Source organism: Bacillus sp. PS108, from assembly GCF_037963335.1.
Taxonomy (GTDB): Bacteria; Bacillota; Bacilli; order Bacillales; family Bacillaceae; genus Bacillus; species Bacillus subtilis.
In genome coordinates this window covers 2170920-2188550 of record NZ_CP150155.1, presented here as the reverse complement: position 1 = coordinate 2188550, position 17631 = coordinate 2170920, and the positions used below count along the sequence as shown (strand labels likewise).

At 44.0% G+C, this 17631-nt stretch carries 19 protein-coding genes, 1 other RNA gene and 1 riboswitch; of the genes, 17 read left to right on the top strand and 3 right to left on the bottom strand.

The genetic code is table 11. The features are described from left to right. Positions 1-15: 15 nt before the first annotated feature. The 7 genes from mrfB to NSQ16_RS11075 all read left to right on the top strand — a co-directional run bounded on the left by mrfB (position 16) and on the right by NSQ16_RS11075 (position 4507). Positions 16-1257, top strand: a complete 1242-nt coding sequence (mrfB, locus tag NSQ16_RS11105) for a metal-dependent exonucleaseMrfB (protein ID WP_230488221.1) — start codon at positions 16-18, stop codon at positions 1255-1257. Positions 1258-1357: 100 nt separating this feature from the next. Beyond that, positions 1358-1486 (top strand): hypothetical protein, encoded by a 129-nt coding sequence (locus tag NSQ16_RS11100; RefSeq protein WP_003230707.1) that lies wholly within the window; start codon positions 1358-1360, stop codon positions 1484-1486. Positions 1487-1569: 83 nt separating this feature from the next. Continuing rightward, positions 1570-1797, top strand: coding sequence for a spore coat protein CotD (cotD, locus tag NSQ16_RS11095; protein WP_010886551.1), 228 nt, complete (start codon positions 1570-1572; stop codon positions 1795-1797). 88 nt (positions 1798-1885) lie between these two features. Beyond that, positions 1886-2431 (top strand): DUF1273 domain-containing protein, encoded by a 546-nt coding sequence (locus NSQ16_RS11090; protein ID WP_169072847.1) that lies wholly within the window; start codon positions 1886-1888, stop codon positions 2429-2431. A gap of 75 nt (positions 2432-2506) precedes the next feature. Further along, positions 2507-2803: a cell division regulator GpsB gene (gene gpsB, locus NSQ16_RS11085; protein ID WP_003225629.1), complete on the top strand. Its 297-nt coding sequence runs from the start codon at positions 2507-2509 to the stop codon at positions 2801-2803. A 65-nt stretch (positions 2804-2868) separates the two neighbouring features. Beyond that, an RNA gene (rnpB, locus tag NSQ16_RS11080) (RNase P RNA component class B) lies at positions 2869-3249 on the top strand. 100 nt (positions 3250-3349) lie between these two features. Continuing rightward, positions 3350-4507 (top strand): class I SAM-dependent RNA methyltransferase, encoded by a 1158-nt coding sequence (locus tag NSQ16_RS11075; RefSeq protein ID WP_021481520.1) that lies wholly within the window; start codon positions 3350-3352, stop codon positions 4505-4507. Positions 4508-4559: 52 nt separating this feature from the next. Here the strand turns inward: NSQ16_RS11075 and NSQ16_RS11070 are convergent, their stop codons facing one another. Beyond that, positions 4560-4712, bottom strand: coding sequence for a YpzG family protein (locus NSQ16_RS11070; protein WP_010327933.1), 153 nt, complete (start codon positions 4710-4712; stop codon positions 4560-4562). A 163-nt stretch (positions 4713-4875) separates the two neighbouring features. Here NSQ16_RS11070 and NSQ16_RS11065 point away from each other — a divergent pair, with 163 nt between their 5' ends. Together NSQ16_RS11065 and NSQ16_RS11060 are read left to right on the top strand one after the other, a co-directional pair. Further along, the gene (locus NSQ16_RS11065; protein WP_080530064.1) at positions 4876-5067 is read left to right on the top strand and encodes a hypothetical protein; all 192 of its coding nucleotides are present in this window, start codon (positions 4876-4878) and stop codon (positions 5065-5067) included. A 102-nt stretch (positions 5068-5169) separates the two neighbouring features. Next, on the top strand, positions 5170-7095 hold the full coding sequence (locus NSQ16_RS11060) for an ATP-dependent DNA helicase (protein ID WP_015714148.1): 1926 nt from the start codon (positions 5170-5172) through the stop codon (positions 7093-7095). A 41-nt stretch (positions 7096-7136) separates the two neighbouring features. On the opposite strand, the gene kduD is transcribed toward NSQ16_RS11060, so the two are convergent. Next, positions 7137-7901, bottom strand: a complete 765-nt coding sequence (kduD, locus tag NSQ16_RS11055; RefSeq protein ID WP_015714147.1) for a 2-dehydro-3-deoxy-D-gluconate 5-dehydrogenase KduD — start codon at positions 7899-7901, stop codon at positions 7137-7139. A gap of 1 nt (position 7902) precedes the next feature. Then, complete coding sequence (kduI, locus tag NSQ16_RS11050) at positions 7903-8730, bottom strand: 5-dehydro-4-deoxy-D-glucuronate isomerase (protein ID WP_015251844.1); 828 nt, start codon at positions 8728-8730, stop codon at positions 7903-7905. 221 nt (positions 8731-8951) lie between these two features. On the opposite strand from kduI, the gene kdgR reads away from it, so the two are divergent. The 8 genes from kdgR to bpsA all read left to right on the top strand — a co-directional run bounded on the left by kdgR (position 8952) and on the right by bpsA (position 17628). After that, the gene (gene kdgR / locus NSQ16_RS11045) at positions 8952-9971 is read left to right on the top strand and encodes a pectin utilization transcriptional regulator KdgR (protein ID WP_015383935.1); all 1020 of its coding nucleotides are present in this window, start codon (positions 8952-8954) and stop codon (positions 9969-9971) included. Between the two features lie 37 nt (positions 9972-10008). Continuing rightward, a complete protein-coding gene (gene kdgK, locus NSQ16_RS11040) occupies positions 10009-10983 on the top strand; it encodes a 2-dehydro-3-deoxygluconokinase (RefSeq protein WP_327836992.1) in 975 nt (324 codons plus the stop codon). A 1-nt stretch (position 10984) separates the two neighbouring features. Continuing rightward, complete coding sequence (eda, locus tag NSQ16_RS11035) at positions 10985-11575, top strand: bifunctional 4-hydroxy-2-oxoglutarate aldolase/2-dehydro-3-deoxy-phosphogluconate aldolase (RefSeq protein ID WP_014480094.1); 591 nt, start codon at positions 10985-10987, stop codon at positions 11573-11575. Between the two features lie 44 nt (positions 11576-11619). After that, positions 11620-12612, top strand: coding sequence for a 2-keto-3-deoxygluconate transporter (kdgT, locus tag NSQ16_RS11030; RefSeq protein WP_040082818.1), 993 nt, complete (start codon positions 11620-11622; stop codon positions 12610-12612). Between the two features lie 111 nt (positions 12613-12723). Then, the gene (ypwA, locus tag NSQ16_RS11025; protein WP_327836990.1) at positions 12724-14229 is read left to right on the top strand and encodes a carboxypeptidase; all 1506 of its coding nucleotides are present in this window, start codon (positions 12724-12726) and stop codon (positions 14227-14229) included. A gap of 141 nt (positions 14230-14370) precedes the next feature. After that, a riboswitch (purine riboswitch) is annotated at positions 14371-14470 on the top strand. A 90-nt stretch (positions 14471-14560) separates the two neighbouring features. Beyond that, complete coding sequence (xpt, locus tag NSQ16_RS11020; RefSeq protein ID WP_046381132.1) at positions 14561-15145, top strand: xanthine phosphoribosyltransferase; 585 nt, start codon at positions 14561-14563, stop codon at positions 15143-15145. Further along, positions 15142-16458: a xanthine permease PbuX gene (pbuX, locus tag NSQ16_RS11015; RefSeq protein WP_327836989.1), complete on the top strand. Its 1317-nt coding sequence runs from the start codon at positions 15142-15144 to the stop codon at positions 16456-16458. Before xpt ends, pbuX begins: the two co-directional genes overlap by 4 nt. 72 nt (positions 16459-16530) lie before the next feature. Then, positions 16531-17628, top strand: coding sequence for a type III polyketide synthase BpsA (gene bpsA / locus NSQ16_RS11010; protein ID WP_327836986.1), 1098 nt, complete (start codon positions 16531-16533; stop codon positions 17626-17628). Positions 17629-17631 lie beyond the last annotated feature (3 nt).

Genomic DNA, 17631 nt, shown 5'->3' with positions numbered 1-17631 from the left:
GGAGGGAGGCCGGATATGTCATTAAAAGGGAAACTCCAACGGATGAAAAAGCACATGGCGCTCGACGAAGGAGAACAAAAAATAGAAGCAGGCAAACAAGAAAACCACTTTGATGACATCCCGTTTTTAGAAGAGTGGGAGGCTTTTGGCATGAAGCCTTTCATCTTCGAAGATGAATATTGCCTCATCAGAGAAGTAGAATATCCGCTTTCTCACCGCCATGGGTTATACAGCTTTTCTGAGCTTGAAGAAGTGATCACACTGTGGAATCAAAGCGGCCTGTCGCATACATTGTCAGCAAAAGGGTATAACAAAAACAACCTCTTTTTCTTTGATACAGAAACAACCGGTCTTGGGGGTGGAGCTGGGAATACCATTTTTTTGCTTGGGCATGCGAGAGTATATGAAGACCGAGTGACAGTCAAACAGCATCTTTTGCCCAAACCGGGGAACGAAGTCGCCTTGTACCAAAGCTTTTTAAGCGAGGTTGACATTACATCACTTGTGACCTACAACGGCAAAGCCTTTGATTGGCCGCAGGTGAAAACAAGGCACACCTTGATCCGTGACAGACTTCCGAAGCTTCCGGAGTTTGGCCACTTTGATCTTTTGCATGGAGCTAGACGCCTGTGGAAACACAAAATGGACCGTGTATCTCTTGGCACGGTTGAAAAAGAGGAGCTCGGCATCCGCAGGCTAGAAGACACACCGGGCTACTTGGCGCCAATGCTTTACTTTCATTTTATCAAGGCGCAAGAGCCGGATCTTTTAAAAGGTGTCCTGCATCATAATGAAATGGATGTGTTATCGCTCATTTCATTGTACATCCATATGTCTAAAAAAATCCTTTCAGAATCACATGCGCCAAAAGAACACAGTGAAGCCTATGCTATGGCGAAATGGTTTATGGCTCATAAGGAAACGGACCAAGCGATCAAGCAGTTGGAAAGGCTTATAGAAAAATCGTTTGAGGATCAGGACAGTGCACGGCTGGATTTATCGCTCCTGTACAAAAAACAAAACCGCTTGGAAGAAGCAGTGCCGCTTTGGGAAAAGCTGTCCCGCTCGCAAAACCAGAAGTGCAGATACGCTGCTGTAATAGAGCTCGCGAAATATTTTGAGCATAAGAAAAAAGAATTCGGAAAAGCATTGCAAGTAGCAGAGCAATTGCTTAGCGATGCGGCATGCTTATCAGAGAAAGAAACTGAAAAACTGCATGTGAGAATTGCCCGGCTAAAGAGGAAATATTCCTCTTAAATATTCCCCGGGAAAGCGCAAAAGACGACTTGTTTCGTCATGAATTTTTTTTGCTGAATTCACATTGATTTTGTTGTAGAATAGCGGCGAATCCTGTAAAATGACGTTAGTTATTTTTAAAGGGAGAGTTGGTATGTATAAGGGTGTTTTTTACTTGTTCTTTGTTGTGGTATTTTTGATTGCTTTTGTGTTTTCAAACTTTAAAGACAGCTTAATTGCACACTTTTAAAATAGGTCTTTGCATCAGAACATGTACCCCTTATTTTTCATAGCTTAGTATTGTAATAAAGTTTATGGAAAGGGGATTTTATCATGCATCACTGCAGACCGCATATGATGGCGCCAATTGTCCATCCTACTCATTGCTGTGAACACCATACGTTTTCGAAGACTATCGTGCCGCACATTCACCCACAGCATACAACAAACGTAAACCACCAGCATTTTCAGCACGTTCACTACTTTCCACACACTTTCTCAAATGTTGACCCGGCTACGCATCAGCATTTTCAAGCAGGAAAACCTTGCTGCGACTACTAGTATGGAAAACGTGCAGCTTGATGGTGTAAACAATGCAGCACAACAAATGGGGCCCACGGGAGCCCCATTTTTTAAAGCAGGTGAAATGATGAAAGTATTGGCAATAACGGGCTATAAACCGTTTGAACTCGGGATATTTAAGCAGGATGACAAGGCGCTGTATTACATAAAAAAAGCCATTAAGAACCGGCTGATTGCTTTTTTGGATGAAGGATTAGAATGGATTTTAATTTCGGGCCAGCTTGGAGCAGAGCTGTGGGCGGCAGAAGCTGCATATGATTTGCAGGAGGAATACCCTGATTTAAAGGTAGCTGTCATCACACCATTTTACGAGCAGGAAAAGAACTGGAAAGAACCGAATAAGGAACAGTATGAAGCAGTTCTGGCTCAGGCAGACTATGAAGCAAGCCTGACTCACCGTCCTTATGAAAGCCCGCTTCAATTCAAACAAAAAAATCAGTTCTTCATTGATAAGTCCGACGGGCTTCTGCTTTTATATGACCCGGAAAAGGAAGGCTCCCCTAAGTATATGCTTGGGACAGCGGAAAAAAGGCGCGAACAGGATGGCTATCCCATCTACTTTATTACAATGGATGACTTGAGAGTGACAGTAGAGGAAGACAGCTACTCATAGCAATAAGAGAAATTTGACAACCGTACAGATTTCTGAAAAAATATATGTGATGATTCACGATACGAGGTGAAAAAGATGCTTGCTGATAAAGTAAAGCTTTCTGCGAAAGAAATTTTGGAAAAAGAATTTAAAACAGGCGTTAGAGGCTACAAGCAAGAAGACGTTGACAAATTTTTAGATATGATTATTAAGGATTATGAAACCTTCCATCAAGAAATTGAAGAACTGCAGCAGGAAAATCTGCAGCTGAAAAAACAGCTTGAAGAAGCCAGCAAAAAACAGCCTGTGCAATCTAACACAACAAACTTTGATATTTTAAAACGGCTGTCTAACTTAGAAAAACACGTTTTTGGCAGCAAGCTTTATGATTGATCATGCTTGAAAAAAATGGCGCTTGTAAATTGTAATCAGTTGTTATATAATAATTCATGTTCTTAACGTTCGGGTAATCGCTGCAGATCTTGAATCTGTAGAGGAAAGTCCATGCTCGCACGGTGCTGAGATGCCCGTAGTGTTCGTGCCTAGCGAAGTCATAAGCTAGGGCAGTCTTTAGAGACTGACGGCAGGAAAAAAGCCTACGTCTTCGGATATGGCTGAGTATCCTTGAAAGTGCCACAGTGACGAAGTCTCACTAGAAATGGTGAGAGTGGAACGCGGTAAACCCCTCGAGCGAGAAACCCAAATTTTGGTAGGGGAACCTTCTTAACGGAATTCAACGGAGAGAAGGACAGAATGCTTTCTGTAGATAGATGATTGCCGCCTGAGTACGAGGTGATGAGCCGTTTGCAGTACGACGGAACAAAACATGGCTTACAGAACGTTAAACCACTTACATTTAAAATGATGAAAACAAGCTCTCCCGTATAAGGAGAGCTTTTATCTTGAAAAGAGAAAAGTTTTAAAAGACAGGGTGATACGATGAAGAAGTATACACTAATTGCAACGGCGCCGATGGGCATTGAAGCTGTTGTCGCAAAGGAAGTACGAGATTTAGGATACGAATGCAAGGTTGATAACGGGAAAGTTATTTTTGAAGGTGATGCACTTGCCATCTGCCGTGCGAACCTTTGGCTTAGAACAGCCGACCGCATAAAGGTTCAGGTTGCTTCTTTTAAAGCGAAAACATTTGATGAACTGTTTGAAAAAACGAAAGCGATTAACTGGCGCTCATTTATACCTGAAAACGGGAAATTCCCTGTCATCGGAAAATCGGTAAAATCAACACTTGCAAGCGTTCCCGACTGTCAGCGGATCGTCAAAAAAGCAATTGTCGAAAAGCTCAAGCTGCAGTCCGGCAAAGCCAATGATTGGATTGAAGAAACAGGTGCCGAGTATAAAGTCGAAATTTCTTTATTGAAAGATCAGGCTTTGATTACACTGGACTCATCAGGGACAGGCCTTCACAAACGAGGATACCGTGTCGATCAGGGCGGTGCGCCGATTAAAGAAACACTTGCTGCCGCTTTGGTGCAATTAACCAATTGGACGCCCGACCGCCCGTTTGTTGATCCTTTCTGCGGCTCCGGAACAATCGCGATAGAAGCGGCGTTAATCGGCCAAAACATCGCACCGGGATTCAATCGCGATTTTGTTTCAGAGGATTGGGAATGGATCGGTAAAGATCTGTGGAACAAAGCGCGGCTTGAAGTCGAAGAAAAGGCAAATTATGATCAGCCGCTTACAATTTTCGCTAGCGACATAGACCACCGCATGGTTCAAATCGCAAAAGAAAATGCAGAGGAAGCAGGACTGGGAGATTTAATCCAGTTCAAGCAGATGCAGGTCAAAGACTTTACCACAAATCTGGAATTTGGCGTAATTGTCGGCAACCCGCCATATGGAGAGCGTCTCGGCGAGAAAAAAGCTGTTGAGCAGATGTATAAAGAAATGGGGAAGGCGTTCGAGCCGCTTGATACTTGGTCTGTGTATATGCTGACATCAAATGAAAACTTTGAGGAAGCATATGGCAGAAAAGCAACGAAGAAACGAAAACTCTTTAACGGGTTTATAAAAACGGATTATTATCAATATTGGTCAAAAGTAAGGCCGCAGCGCAAGAAAACAGAAAACGCATAAAAAGAAGACGCTCTGCATGCGTCTTCTTTCATCTTTCAGCCCTATTCTATCGTTACCAACGGTGAGCTTTCGCGTTGCTTCTCAATATAATGTTGGTTTGGGACATTTCAGTGTGACCGTTTACTTGAGACTTAGAACGTTTAGGCCGCGTCCAATTGTGATGAAACAGTTCAGAATGCTGATCTAATCGGTTTCTATAACTCATGTCAACATCACTCCCTGATAGAATATTGTTGATAAGACGGATAATCCGGAGACGGAATATCAAGTGTAGTTTGTGCATGTTTCGGTGATAACATGCGGTAAAGCATGTATATAAAATGAAAAGTTCGCATACAATGATGATTATTTCCATCAGAGGTGATCTCATGCTGAACAGCGAACATTTTAATCTTATTCAAAGGGCGCTTGACGCAACAGCAAACGAGCTGAAGGAGCTCGGGACTGAATCGTCTCCGTCTATGATTTCGCATGCGCAAACTAATTTAGAAAAAGCGGTAGAACATATTTATTCAACAGACCATCCTTTTTTATCGTCGCATGTGATCAATCGTAAGTAAACTGCAAAAAACTTGGCATTGCCAAGTTTTTTTATTGTATTCATCAGCGGAAAATGATATTATTGGTGGTCTGAATGTCGAATAGTTGGGGGTTGGAACTAGGTGACAACATCACGTTTGCCTTTTTCTTTAACGAAAACAAAGAATTTTTATGAAGAATTGAACAATTGGATTGGTGACGTGTTTTACGATATCCTTCCCGAAAAAGGGTTTGATCTTCGGGACGAGCAAGTATTTATGGCTTTTCAGCTGGAGCGGGCGTTTAAAGAGAAAAAAGTCATGTTCGCCGAAGCTGGAGTGGGAACGGGGAAAACGCTGGTATATCTTCTTTTTGCAATCAGCTATGCAAGGTATGTCGGCAAACCCGCCATCATCGCTTGTGCAGATGAAACATTAATTGAACAGCTAGTGAAAAAAGAGGGCGATATTTCTAAGCTGGCTGAGCATCTTGATCTGAAAATTGATACAAGGCTGTCAAAATCACATGAGCAATATTTATGCTTGAAGAAGCTTGAAAAAACAATGCAGCGTTCTGATGATGATAAATGGCTGGATCTTTATGAGTCGTTACCGTCATTTGTCCACGAGTCACAGGCGATGCAGCGCTTTTATCCGTATGGCGACCGTAAGCAGTACGCAAATCTATCGAATGAAGAGTGGTCTGACGTAAGCTACGACTCGTTTCAGGACTGTCTGACTTGTGATATGAGACACAGATGCGGTCTGACACTTTCCAGAGATTACTATCGCAAGTCAACGGACTTAATCATATGTTCCCATGATTTTTATATGGAGCATGTGTGGACGGAAGAATCACGCAAACGAGAGGGCCAGCTGCCGCTCTTGCCTGATCATAGTGCAGTTGTATTTGATGAGGGGCACTTGTTAGAGTTTGCTGCGCAAAAAGCGCTAACCTATAGAGTGAAGCAGTCTACTCTTGAATTGTTTTTAGAACGATTGCTGCAAAATGACATCAGAGAAGAGTTTGCAGAATTGATTGAAGATGCGCTTCTCGCAAACGACGAATTTTTCTATGTTCTTTCTGAAGAATCAAAGGAAGTAGCCGGTTCACACCGTTTAGAAATAAAAAATGACCAGCGTGTCAAAAAGGCGGCGGACGAGCTTTGCCGTTTACTTGATAAAATCGGTGAGGCACTTGTATTTGAGTCTGAAATGTATACGATTGATCAATACGAGTTGTCAGTAGTGGAAGAATATGTTGAACAAATGGCGTATTCATTATCTCTATATCAAAAGGATGCAATCAGCTGGCTGGAGAAAAAGGAAGCAGAATCAACTTTTGTCGTGATGCCGAGAACGGTAGCAGAAGTACTTGGCGAAAAAGTGTTTTCTAAGAAAATTCCTTATATCTTCTCTTCTGCTACGCTGTCAGAAGGCGGTTCGTTTGATTATATTGCCGACAGTCTTGGGATTCATGATTATTTGTCATTAACTGTTGATTCCCCTTATGATTATGACGAGCAAATGAGTATTAATCTATACGCAAAAACAGATATGGACGCTGAGCAAAAAACGGCTGAAACGATTGAAACAATCAAACGTTACAAAGGAAGAACGCTGGTGCTTTTCCCTTCTTTTGAAGAATTAAACGAGTTTAAAGAGCTGTCGGCGGCATGGGAGCTGCCGTATCCAATTTTCTTTGAAGGTGATGAGGAAATCAGCAGCTTAGTAGAGAAATTCCAAGAGGAAGAGGAAACAGTACTTTGTTCAGTTCACTTATGGGAAGGACTCGACATTCCCGGTGACGCATTGAAGAATGTTACCATTTGGTCATTGCCATTTCCGCCACACGATCCTGTATTTACAGCGAAGCGCAACGGAGCGAAAAAAGATCCGTTCGAAGAAGTTGATCTGCCATATATGTTGTTACGTGTACGGCAGGGCATCGGGCGCCTGATTCGCTCGAATCAAGACAGCGGCTCGATTCACATTTACGCTGGCGGAGAAAATGAACGCATCATTGATGAGGTCAAAAAGGTCTTGCCTGTTGAACCGCATAAGATGTAATGGAAAAAAGCTGACGATCGTTCGTCAGCTTTTTTTATTTGTCAGCGGGATAGCCAGCCGCCATCAACTGCTAAAATATGTCCATTTACATAATCTGAAGCACGTGATGCCAAAAAGACTGCAGTCCCCCCGATATCATCCGCTTGGCCCCAGCGGCCGGCAGGAATTCTCTTTAAAATGTCCTCATTTCGCTTTTCGTCATCCCGAATAGGCTTTGTATTCGCAGTAGAAATATAGCCTGGGGCGATTGCGTTGACCTGAATACCTGACGCTGCCCACTCATTTGCAAATGATTTTGTCAAACCGGCAACAGCGTGTTTGCTCGCGGTGTAAGCCGGAACGAGGATGCCGCCTTGAAAAGACAGGAGAGAGGCAATATTAATAATCTTTCCATGACCTCTTTTCAGCATGTGCCTGCCAGCAAGCTGTGTCAGAATAAACAGGCTGTTTAGATTGACATTCAGTACGTGCTGCCAGTTCTCTTCTGGAAAATCTGCCGCTTTTTCCCGATGAATAATGCCGGCATTATTGACAAGGATGTCGATCTGCCTGTTTTCAAACAGCTCAGCTGCAGAATCCTTTATCGCTTCCGGCTTGCTCATGTCCAATGTAAAAGATGTAAATATCCGGCCTTCCTGTTCCACAAGCTGCTGTGTTTCAGACAGGCTGCTTTTATGTGATGTGCCGATAATATCAGCGCCAGCACCGGCTAGGGCTTTGGCAATTCCTTGACCGATCCCTGTTCCAGGGCCTGTCACCAGCGCTGTTTTTCCTTCTAATGAAAAGGCGTCATGTAGATAACCCATCTTATTTCAGCCCATCCATCGGAACGAGATCCATGTCCGTAAATGTGTAATTTTCTCCAGCCATCGCCCACACAAAGCTATAGTTTGATGTTCCTGCGCCAGAATGAATAGACCAGGCGGGAGAAAGGACAGCCTGCTCATTTCCAACAACAAGATGGCGTGTTTCGTCCGGCTGGCCCATGAAATGAAATACCTTTGAATCCTTTTCAAGATCCAGATAAAGATAAGCCTCCATCCGACGGTCATGAACGTGTGCTGGCATGGTATTCCAGTTGTTGTTTTGATCTAACATCGTTATTCCCATCATCAGCTGACAGCTTTTAATGCCATCCTGATGAATGACTTTGTACAGACTTCTGACATTAGACGCTGCATCATCACCAAGGCGGTCCGGTGTCAGTTCAGCTAGGGCGGCTTTTTGTGTCGGATAGCTTTTGTGGGCGCAAGCGGAGACGAAGTAAAACTTCGCTTTTTCACCGTTCAGGCTTGAAAATGATACATCCTGATTACCCATTCCGATATAGAGAAAATCCTTTGTTTGAAGCACATATTCATCATCGCCGACTCTAACGGCACCAGGCTGGCCGACATTAATAATCCCGATTTCACGCCGTTCCAAAAAGAAGTCTGTTTTTAGAAAATCACCTGCATCAAGCTTCAGTTCACTTTGCCCTGGAGCCGCTCCGCCGATGACAACCCGGTCTTCATGTGAGTAATACATCGTAAGTTTGTTTTCTGTAAATAAAGGATCCATTAAGAAATGACTGCGAAGCTCCTCTGTTGTAAAGCGTTTTACTTGTTCAGGATGTACAGAATAACGATTTTCCATTATATTTCCCCCTTGGTTAGGATTTCAGCATCACTTGAATGAAAATATTTTGGTAACGGTTTCAAAGAAAATTTTAGGATAAATAGTGAAAAGAGTCAACGAAAAAATAATGAATTGACACATTATTAAAAAAACTCTTTCCAAATTTTAAAATTATGGTATTCTTTTGTTGTAACGGTTTTGAAATCGGTTTCAAATATAAGAGATACAGGAGCACTTGAATGAAAAAGAAAACAACAGGCCATACAACCATCAAAGATGTAGCTGAATGTGCAGGAGTTTCGAAATCGACAGTTTCCCGCTATATTAACGGAAAAATTGACGCGATTTCTCCTGAAAAAGTGAAAAACATTAAAAAGGCAATCGCAGAATTGAATTATCGGCCGAGTAAAATGGCACAAGGTTTAAAAATAAAAAAAAGTAAGTTAATCGGATTTGTTGTGGCTGACATTACAAATCCTTTTTCGGTCGCTGCTTTCAGGGGAGTCGAAGAGGTTTGTGATCAATATGGTTACAGCATTATGGTGTGCAACACAGATAACAGTCCTGAAAAAGAGCGGGAAATGCTCTTAAAGCTAGAAGCCCATTCGGTTGAGGGCTTGATTTTAAACGCAACAGGGGAAAACAAGGATGTACTCCGCGCTTTTGCTGAACAGCAAATTCCAACCATCTTAATTGACCGGAAACTGCCGGATCTGAAACTGGATACCGTAACGACTGACAACAGATGGATCACAAAAGAGATTCTTCAGAAGGTGTACAGCAAAGGGTATACTGATGTCGCGCTGTTTACCGAACCGATTTCCTCTATAAGCCCTCGTGCAGAAAGAGCAGCTGTGTATCAGGAAATGGCTTCGGTTCAAAATGTGAACGGGCTTGTCAGATTGCATGAAATTGACGTAAAGGACAAGGAGCAGCTTAAGGCGGCGCTTCGTTCTTTTCACAAGGAAATGCCGGAGCAAAAAAAAGCGATTCTGGCTTTGAATGGCTTGATTATGCTGAAAATCATCAGCTGTATGGAAGAGCTTGGCCTGCGCATCCCTCAAGATATAGGGATTGCAGGATTCGATGATACGGAATGGTATAAACTGATCGGTCCAGGTATTACAACGATCGCCCAGCCGTCACATGATATGGGCAGGACGGCGATGGAACGTGTATTAAAAAGGATTGAAGGTGACAAAGGAGCGCCTCAAACCATTGAATTAGAGGCAAAAGTCATCATGAGAAAGTCACTTTAATCCTAGGTGCCCTCAACTAAGAGGAGGTTGGGAAGAGATGAAGCTTGATGCGGTGACATTCGGGGAATCAATGGCCATGTTTTATGCAAATGAGTATGGAGGCCTTCATGAAGTATCCACTTTTTCTAAAGGGCTTGCCGGAGCAGAAAGCAATGTCGCCTGTGGCCTTGCCAGACTCGGATTTCGAATGGGATGGATGAGCAAGGTCGGCAATGATCAGCTCGGAACGTTTATTGTACAGGAACTTAAAAAAGAGGGAGTGGATGTGTCCCGCGTGATCCGCTCGCAGGACGAAAATCCCACCGGGCTGCTGCTGAAGTCAAAAGTGAAAGAAGGCGACCCGCAAGTTACCTACTATAGGAAAAACTCAGCTGCAAGCACATTAACTTCAGCTGAATATCCGAGAGATTATTTTCAATGCGCAGGCCATTTGCATGTGACAGGCATTCCGCCTGCTTTATCAGCCGAGATGAAAGACTTCACGTATCATGTCATGAACGACATGAGAAACGCAGGGAAGACCATTTCATTCGACCCTAATGTAAGACCTTCGCTTTGGCCTGATCAAGCAACAATGGTACACACAATCAATGATCTGGCTGGGCTTGCAGACTGGTTTTTCCCGGGTATCGCAGAGGGAGAGCTATTGACCGGAGAAAAAACACCTGAAGGCATTGCCGACTATTATTTGAAAAAAGGTGCCAGCTTTGTTGCTATTAAACTTGGAAAAGAAGGCGCTTACTTTAAAACGGTGACAAGTGAAGGATTTCTAGAAGGCTGCCGGGTCGACCGGGTGGTTGATACAGTCGGCGCCGGAGACGGATTTGCAGTCGGTGTAATCAGCGGTATCCTAGACGGTTTGTCGTACAAGGATGCGGTGCAAAGGGGAAATGCGATTGGCGCTTTGCAAGTGCAGGCACCGGGGGATATGGACGGTTTGCCGACCAGGGAGAAATTAGCTTCTTTTTTATCTGCTCAAAGAACGGTTCACCAAAAGAAAGGGGATTATTAATATGGAGTCCAAAGTCGTTGAAAACCGTCTGAAAGAAGCAAAGCTGATTGCAGTCATTCGTTCAAAGGATACGCAGGAGGCCTGTCAGCAGATTGAGAGTTTGTTAGATAAAGGGATTCGTGCAGTTGAAGTGACGTATACGACCCCCGGGGCATCAGATATTATCGAATCCTTCCGTAATAGGGAAGATATTTTAATTGGCGCGGGCACTGTCATCACCGCGCAGCAAGCTGGGGAAGCTGCTGAGGCTGGAGCACAGTTTATTGTCAGTCCGGGTTTTTCAGCTGATCTTGCTGAACATCTATCTTTTGTAAAAACACATTATATCCCCGGCGTCTTGACTCCGAGCGAAATTATGGAAGCGTTGACATTCGGTTTTACGACATTAAAGCTGTTCCCAAGCGGTGTGTTTGGCATCCCGTTTATGAAAAATTTAGCGGGTCCTTTCCCGCAGGTGACCTTTATTCCGACAGGCGGGATACATCCGTCTGAAGTGCCGGATTGGCTTAGAGCCGGAGCTGGCGCCGTCGGAGTCGGCAGCCAGCTGGGCAGCTGTTCAAAAGAGGATTTGCAGGCTGTTTTCCAAGTGTAAGTGGAATTGTTTTTTCATAACCGGAGGATGGGAGAATCCACAATATGAAAATCAAGGCGACAATTGAACGGGTACCTGGCGGAATGATGATTATTCCGCTATTTCTTGGAGCGGCGCTCAACACGTTTGCGCCTGGAACAGCGGAGTTCTTTGGAGGGTTTACGGGTGCTTTGATTACCGGAACGCTGCCAATACTGGGTGTTTTTATCTTTTGCGTAGGAGCAACGATTGATTTTCGTTCTTCAGGCTATATCGCAAGAAAAGGAATCACGTTATTATTGGGAAAGGTCGGATTTGCGGCACTGCTCGGCGTGATCGCAGCGCAATTTATACCTGACGAAGGCATACAATCCGGCTTTTTTGCAGGCCTTTCTGTTTTAGCAATTGTCGCGGTAATGAATGAAACGAACGGCGGACTGTATTTGGCGCTCATGAATCACATGGGAAGAAAAGAGGATGCGGGCGCTTTCGCCTTTATCAGTACAGAATCTGGTCCTTTTATGACCATGGTGACGTTTGGTGTGACGGGACTTGCCGCATTCCCATGGGAAACGCTGGCAGCGACAGTTATCCCGTTTTTACTTGGATGTATACTTGGAAATCTGGATCACGATCTCAGAGACTTATTCAGCAAGGTTGTGCCGGCGATCATTCCATTTTTCGCCTTTTCGCTCGGCAATACCTTGAATTTTGGAATGCTGATCCAATCAGGGCTGCTCGGCATTTTTATCGGAGTTTCTGTCGTCATTTTATCGGGCAGTTCCTTGTTTTTACTTGATCGTTTTGTCGCGCGGGGAGACGGTGTCGCGGGTGTGGCCGCTTCTTCTACGGCAGGGGCGGCTGTAGCCGTGCCATACGCATTAGCGGAAGCGAATGCCTCATTTGCGCCAGTTGCTGAGTCGGCAACTGCAATTATCGCGACAAGCGTTATTGTCACCTCGCTCTTAACCCCGCTGGCAACAGTGTGGGTGGATAAAAAAATCAAGCAGAAAAAGCGAAGAACACCTCCGCCAAAAAATCAAATGACGATCAACTGAATAAAAAGGCTGCCGCAAAACATACCGGCAGCCTTTTATACAAACAATTTGACTTTCATACCCCCTTCCATTAGCCTGTAATGGAACGGCTAGAATAGGGAGGGAATGGATATGGAGATACATACATATGAAAAAGAATTTTTTGATCTTTTAAAAAGAATCTCACATTACAGCGAAGCAGTTGCGTTAATGCACTGGGACTCCAGAACAGGCGCGCCGAAAAACGGCTCAGAGGATCGTGCCGAAAGCATCGGCCAGCTTTCAACAGATATATTCAATATCCAAACATCAGATCGAATGAAGGAGCTTATCGATGTCCTGTATGAACGATTTGATGACTTGTCGGAAGATACGAAAAAAGCAGTGGAACTGGCGAAAAAAGAGTATGAAGAGAATAAGAAAATCCCTGAGGCTGAATACAAAGAATACGTAATTCTGTGTTCAAAGGCAGAAACAGCGTGGGAGGAAGCGAAAGGAAAATCTGATTTCAGCTTGTTTTCTCCTTATTTAGAACAGCTGATTGAATTCAATAAACGTTTTATTACGTATTGGGGATATCAAGAGCATCCTTATGATGCATTGCTTGATTTGTTTGAGCCCGGCGTCACGGTAAAGGTGCTTGATCAGCTGTTTGCTGAGCTGAAGGAAGCGATTATCTCTCTTGTTAAACAGGTGACAGCTTCCGGAAATAAACCAGATACAAGCTTTCTTACAAAAGCGTTCCCGAAAGAAAAGCAAAAAGAGCTCAGTCTGTATTTTTTACAGGAGCTTGGCTACGATTTTGATGGCGGAAGACTTGATGAAACCGTTCATCCGTTTGCAACTACGCTGAACCGGGGAGACGTTCGGGTCACGACGAGATATGATGAAAAAGATTTCCGGACGGCGATCTTTGGCACCATTCATGAGTGCGGGCACGCGATATACGAGCAAAATATTGATGAAGCACTCAGTGGCACGAACTTGTCAGACGGCGCATCAATGGGAATTCATGAATCGCAATCATTATTTTACGAGAATTTTATCGGCCGCAACAAGCATTTTTGGACACCGTACTATCAGAAGATTCAAGAAGCATCACCTGAACAGTTCAAGGACATCTCCCTGGATGATTTTGTCCGGGCAATCAATGAATCAAAACCTTCATTTATCAGGGTCGAAGCGGATGAATTGACGTATCCTCTTCATATCATCATCCGTTATGAAATTGAAAAAGCGATTTTCAGCAATGAAGTGTCTGTGGAAGATCTGCCGTCGCTTTGGAATCAAAAATACCAGGATTATTTAGGGATTACACCGCAGACCGACGCAGAGGGGATTTTACAGGACGTCCATTGGGCAGGTGGAGATTTCGGCTACTTCCCATCCTATGCGCTCGGCTACATGTATGCGGCTCAGCTGAAACAAAAAATGCTTGAGGATCTCCCTGAATTTGACGCTCTCTTGGAAAGAGGAGAGTTCCATCCGATAAAGCAATGGCTGACGGAAAAGGTGCACATTCACGGAAAACGGAAAAAGCCGTTAGACATTATTAAAGATGCAACAGGAGAAGAGCTGAATGTTCGTTATTTAATTGATTATTTATCAAACAAATATTCAAATCTCTATCTGTCATAATCAAAAGCCTGGCGGCGCGGTCGTCAGGCTCTTTTATATCGAATTCCCTTTAAATACGAATGATATCTAAAAAAACAAAAATAAAGTTCGGGAATTTTTATTTTCAGCCTATGCAAGAGATTAGAATCTTGATATAATTTATTACAATATAATAGGAACACTCATATAATCGCGTGGATATGGCACGCAAGTTTCTACCGGGCACCGTAAATGTCCGACTATGGGTGAGCAATGGAACCGCACGTGTACGGTTTTTTGTGATATCAGCATTGCTTGCTCTTTATTTGAGCGGGCAATGCTTTTTTTATTCTCATAACGGAGGTAAGACAGGATGGAAGCACTGAAACGGAAAATAGAGGAAGAAGGCGTCGTATTATCTGATCAGGTATTGAAAGTGGATTCTTTTTTGAATCACCAAATTGATCCGCTGCTTATGCAGAGAGTTGGTGACGAATTTGCGTCCAGGTTTGCAAAAGACGGTATTACCAAAATTGTGACAATCGAATCATCAGGTATCGCCCCCGCTGTAATGACGGGCTTGAAGCTGGGTGTGCCAGTTGTCTTCGCGAGAAAGCATAAATCGTTAACACTCACCGACAACCTGCTGACAGCGTCTGTTTATTCCTTTACGAAGCAAACAGAAAGCCAAATCGCAGTGTCTGGGACCCACCTGTCGGATCAGGATCATGTGCTGATTATCGATGATTTTTTGGCAAATGGACAGGCAGCGCACGGGCTTGTGTCGATTGTGAAGCAAGCGGGAGCTTCTATCGCGGGAATCGGCATTGTTATTGAAAAGTCATTTCAGCCGGGAAGAGAAGAACTTGTAAAACTGGGCTACCGAGTGGAATCTTTGGCAAGAATTCAGTCTTTAGAAGAAGGAAAAGTGTCCTTCGTACAGGAGGTTCATTCATGAGAAATGGATTCGGCAAAACGCTGTCTTTAGGGATTCAGCATGTTCTCGCCATGTATGCCGGCGCCATTGTCGTTCCTCTGATTGTCGGAAAAGCAATGGGACTGACCGTCGAGCAGCTGACTTACTTAGTATCAATTGATATTTTTATGTGCGGTGTGGCTACACTTCTGCAAGTGTGGAGCAACCGATTTTTTGGGATCGGGCTTCCGGTAGTGCTTGGATGTACCTTTACAGCTGTATCGCCAATGATTGCGATTGGATCTGAATATGGGGTTTCAACAGTTTACGGCAGCATTATCGCTTCAGGCATTCTTGTCATTCTTATTTCATTTTTCTTTGGAAAGCTCGTATCGTTTTTTCCGCCGGTCGTGACAGGCTCTGTTGTTACGATTATCGGTATTACATTGATGCCGGTTGCCATGAATAACATGGCCGGCGGAGAAGGAAGTGCAGATTTCGGAGATCTCTCCAACCTTGCTCTTGCTTTTACCGTGTTGAGTATCATTGTGCTTCTATACCGTTTTACAAAAGGCTTTATCAAGTCCGTCTCGATTTTGATCGGTATTTTGTTTGGCACCTTCATCGCTTATTTTATGGGGAAAGTTCAATTTGATAATGTTTCGGATGCGGCAGTTGTTCAAATGATTCAGCCATTTTACTTCGGCGCGCCGTCTTTTCATGCAGCGCCTATCATTACGATGTCCATCGTTGCAATTGTCAGCCTTGTGGAGTCAACTGGTGTTTACTTTGCTTTAGGTGACCTGACAAACCGCCGTTTGACAGAGAAAGATTTGTCTAAAGGCTATCGAGCTGAAGGACTGGCTGTGCTTCTGGGCGGTATTTTTAACGCTTTTCCTTATACGGCATTCTCTCAAAATGTCGGGCTTGTTCAGCTCACAGGGATCAAAAAAAATGCCGTCATTGTGGTCACAGGTGTGATCCTAATGGCATTTGGGCTGTTTCCAAAGATCGCTGCTTTTACGACCATTATTCCATCCGCTGTTTTGGGCGGTGCAATGGTGGCGATGTTTGGAATGGTGATCGCTTACGGGATTAAAATGCTCAGCCGCATTGATTTTGCGAAACAGGAAAATCTGCTGATTGTTGCCTGCTCAGTGGGATTGGGGCTCGGTGTGACCGTTGTGCCGGATATTTTCAAACAGCTTCCGAGTGCCTTAACGCTGCTTACAACGAATGGCATTGTGGCGGGCAGCTTTACTGCAGTCGTCTTAAATATTGTATATAACGTTTTTTCTAAAGCTAAAAAAATAGAACAAGAAGCTGACCTCGCTGAACAAAAAACAGCAGTCTAACTCCGCCGCGGCGGAGTTTTTTTGCATATAAAAAAGATTGTTGCGGCACAATGTATGCAAAGAGGTGATCGCATGGCGTTTATTTTATCCATTGGAACAAGTCTTCCTGCGTATAATGTAAACCAAGAGAAAGCGGCCGAGTTCGCCCGCTATATGTTTCAGCATTCTTTTAAGGATATTGACCGGCTGTTATCCTCCTTTAAAAACGGGCAAATCCATTCGAGACAGTTTGTTAAGCCGATTGAATGGTATAAAGAGGGGCACAGCTTTGAAGAAAAAAATCAAATATACATAGAAGAAACACTTAAACACAGCAGAGCGGCTGTTCGTGAGTGCCTCTCTCATCCGGAATTTTTTCAAGAAGCCATTCCTTATGAGAAAGTGGAAGCTGTTTTTTTCGTCTCCAGTACAGGTCTTTCCACACCGAGTATCGAGGCGCGGCTTATGAATGAACTTCCGTTTTCTCCATATACGAAGCGGATTCCGATTTGGGGGCTTGGCTGTGCAGGAGGAGCCAGCGGACTTGCGCGTGCAGCCGAATACTGCAAAGCGTATCCTGAGGCTTTTGTGCTTGTCATTGCTGCCGAGCTATGCAGCCTGACATTCCAGCCGGAAGATAAAACGAAAAGCAATCTGATCGGCACCTCGCTTTTTGGTGACGGCATTGCCGCAGCTTTATTATGCGGAGAGAAGGCGGACCGCAGGATGTCAAAGCTGAAGCTTGCGCCGAAGATAATGGACGCCCAATCTATTTTGATGAAACAATCAGAAGATGTCATGGGCTGGGACTTTACCGATCAAGGATTCAAAGTCATTTTCTCACGAGACATTCCGACCTTGGTGGAAAAATGGCTCAAAACAAATGTACAGATTTTTTTGGACAAACATAAGCTGTCATTCCATGATATCAGTGTTTTTTTGGCGCATCCAGGCGGAAAAAAAGTGATCGATGCATACATCAAAAGTCTCGGGCTGTCGTCAGAAAAGCTTTCATCTGCGCAAAGCATTTTGCAAAAGCACGGAAATATGTCTTCAGCCACAATCTTGTATGTGATCAAAGACCATCTGCAGAACGGACATAAAAAGGAAGCTGAACGCGGACTGATTGGCGCATTAGGGCCGGGTTTCTCATCAGAGTTGCTGTTATTCAGCTGGGAAAAGGGGGCCTGACTC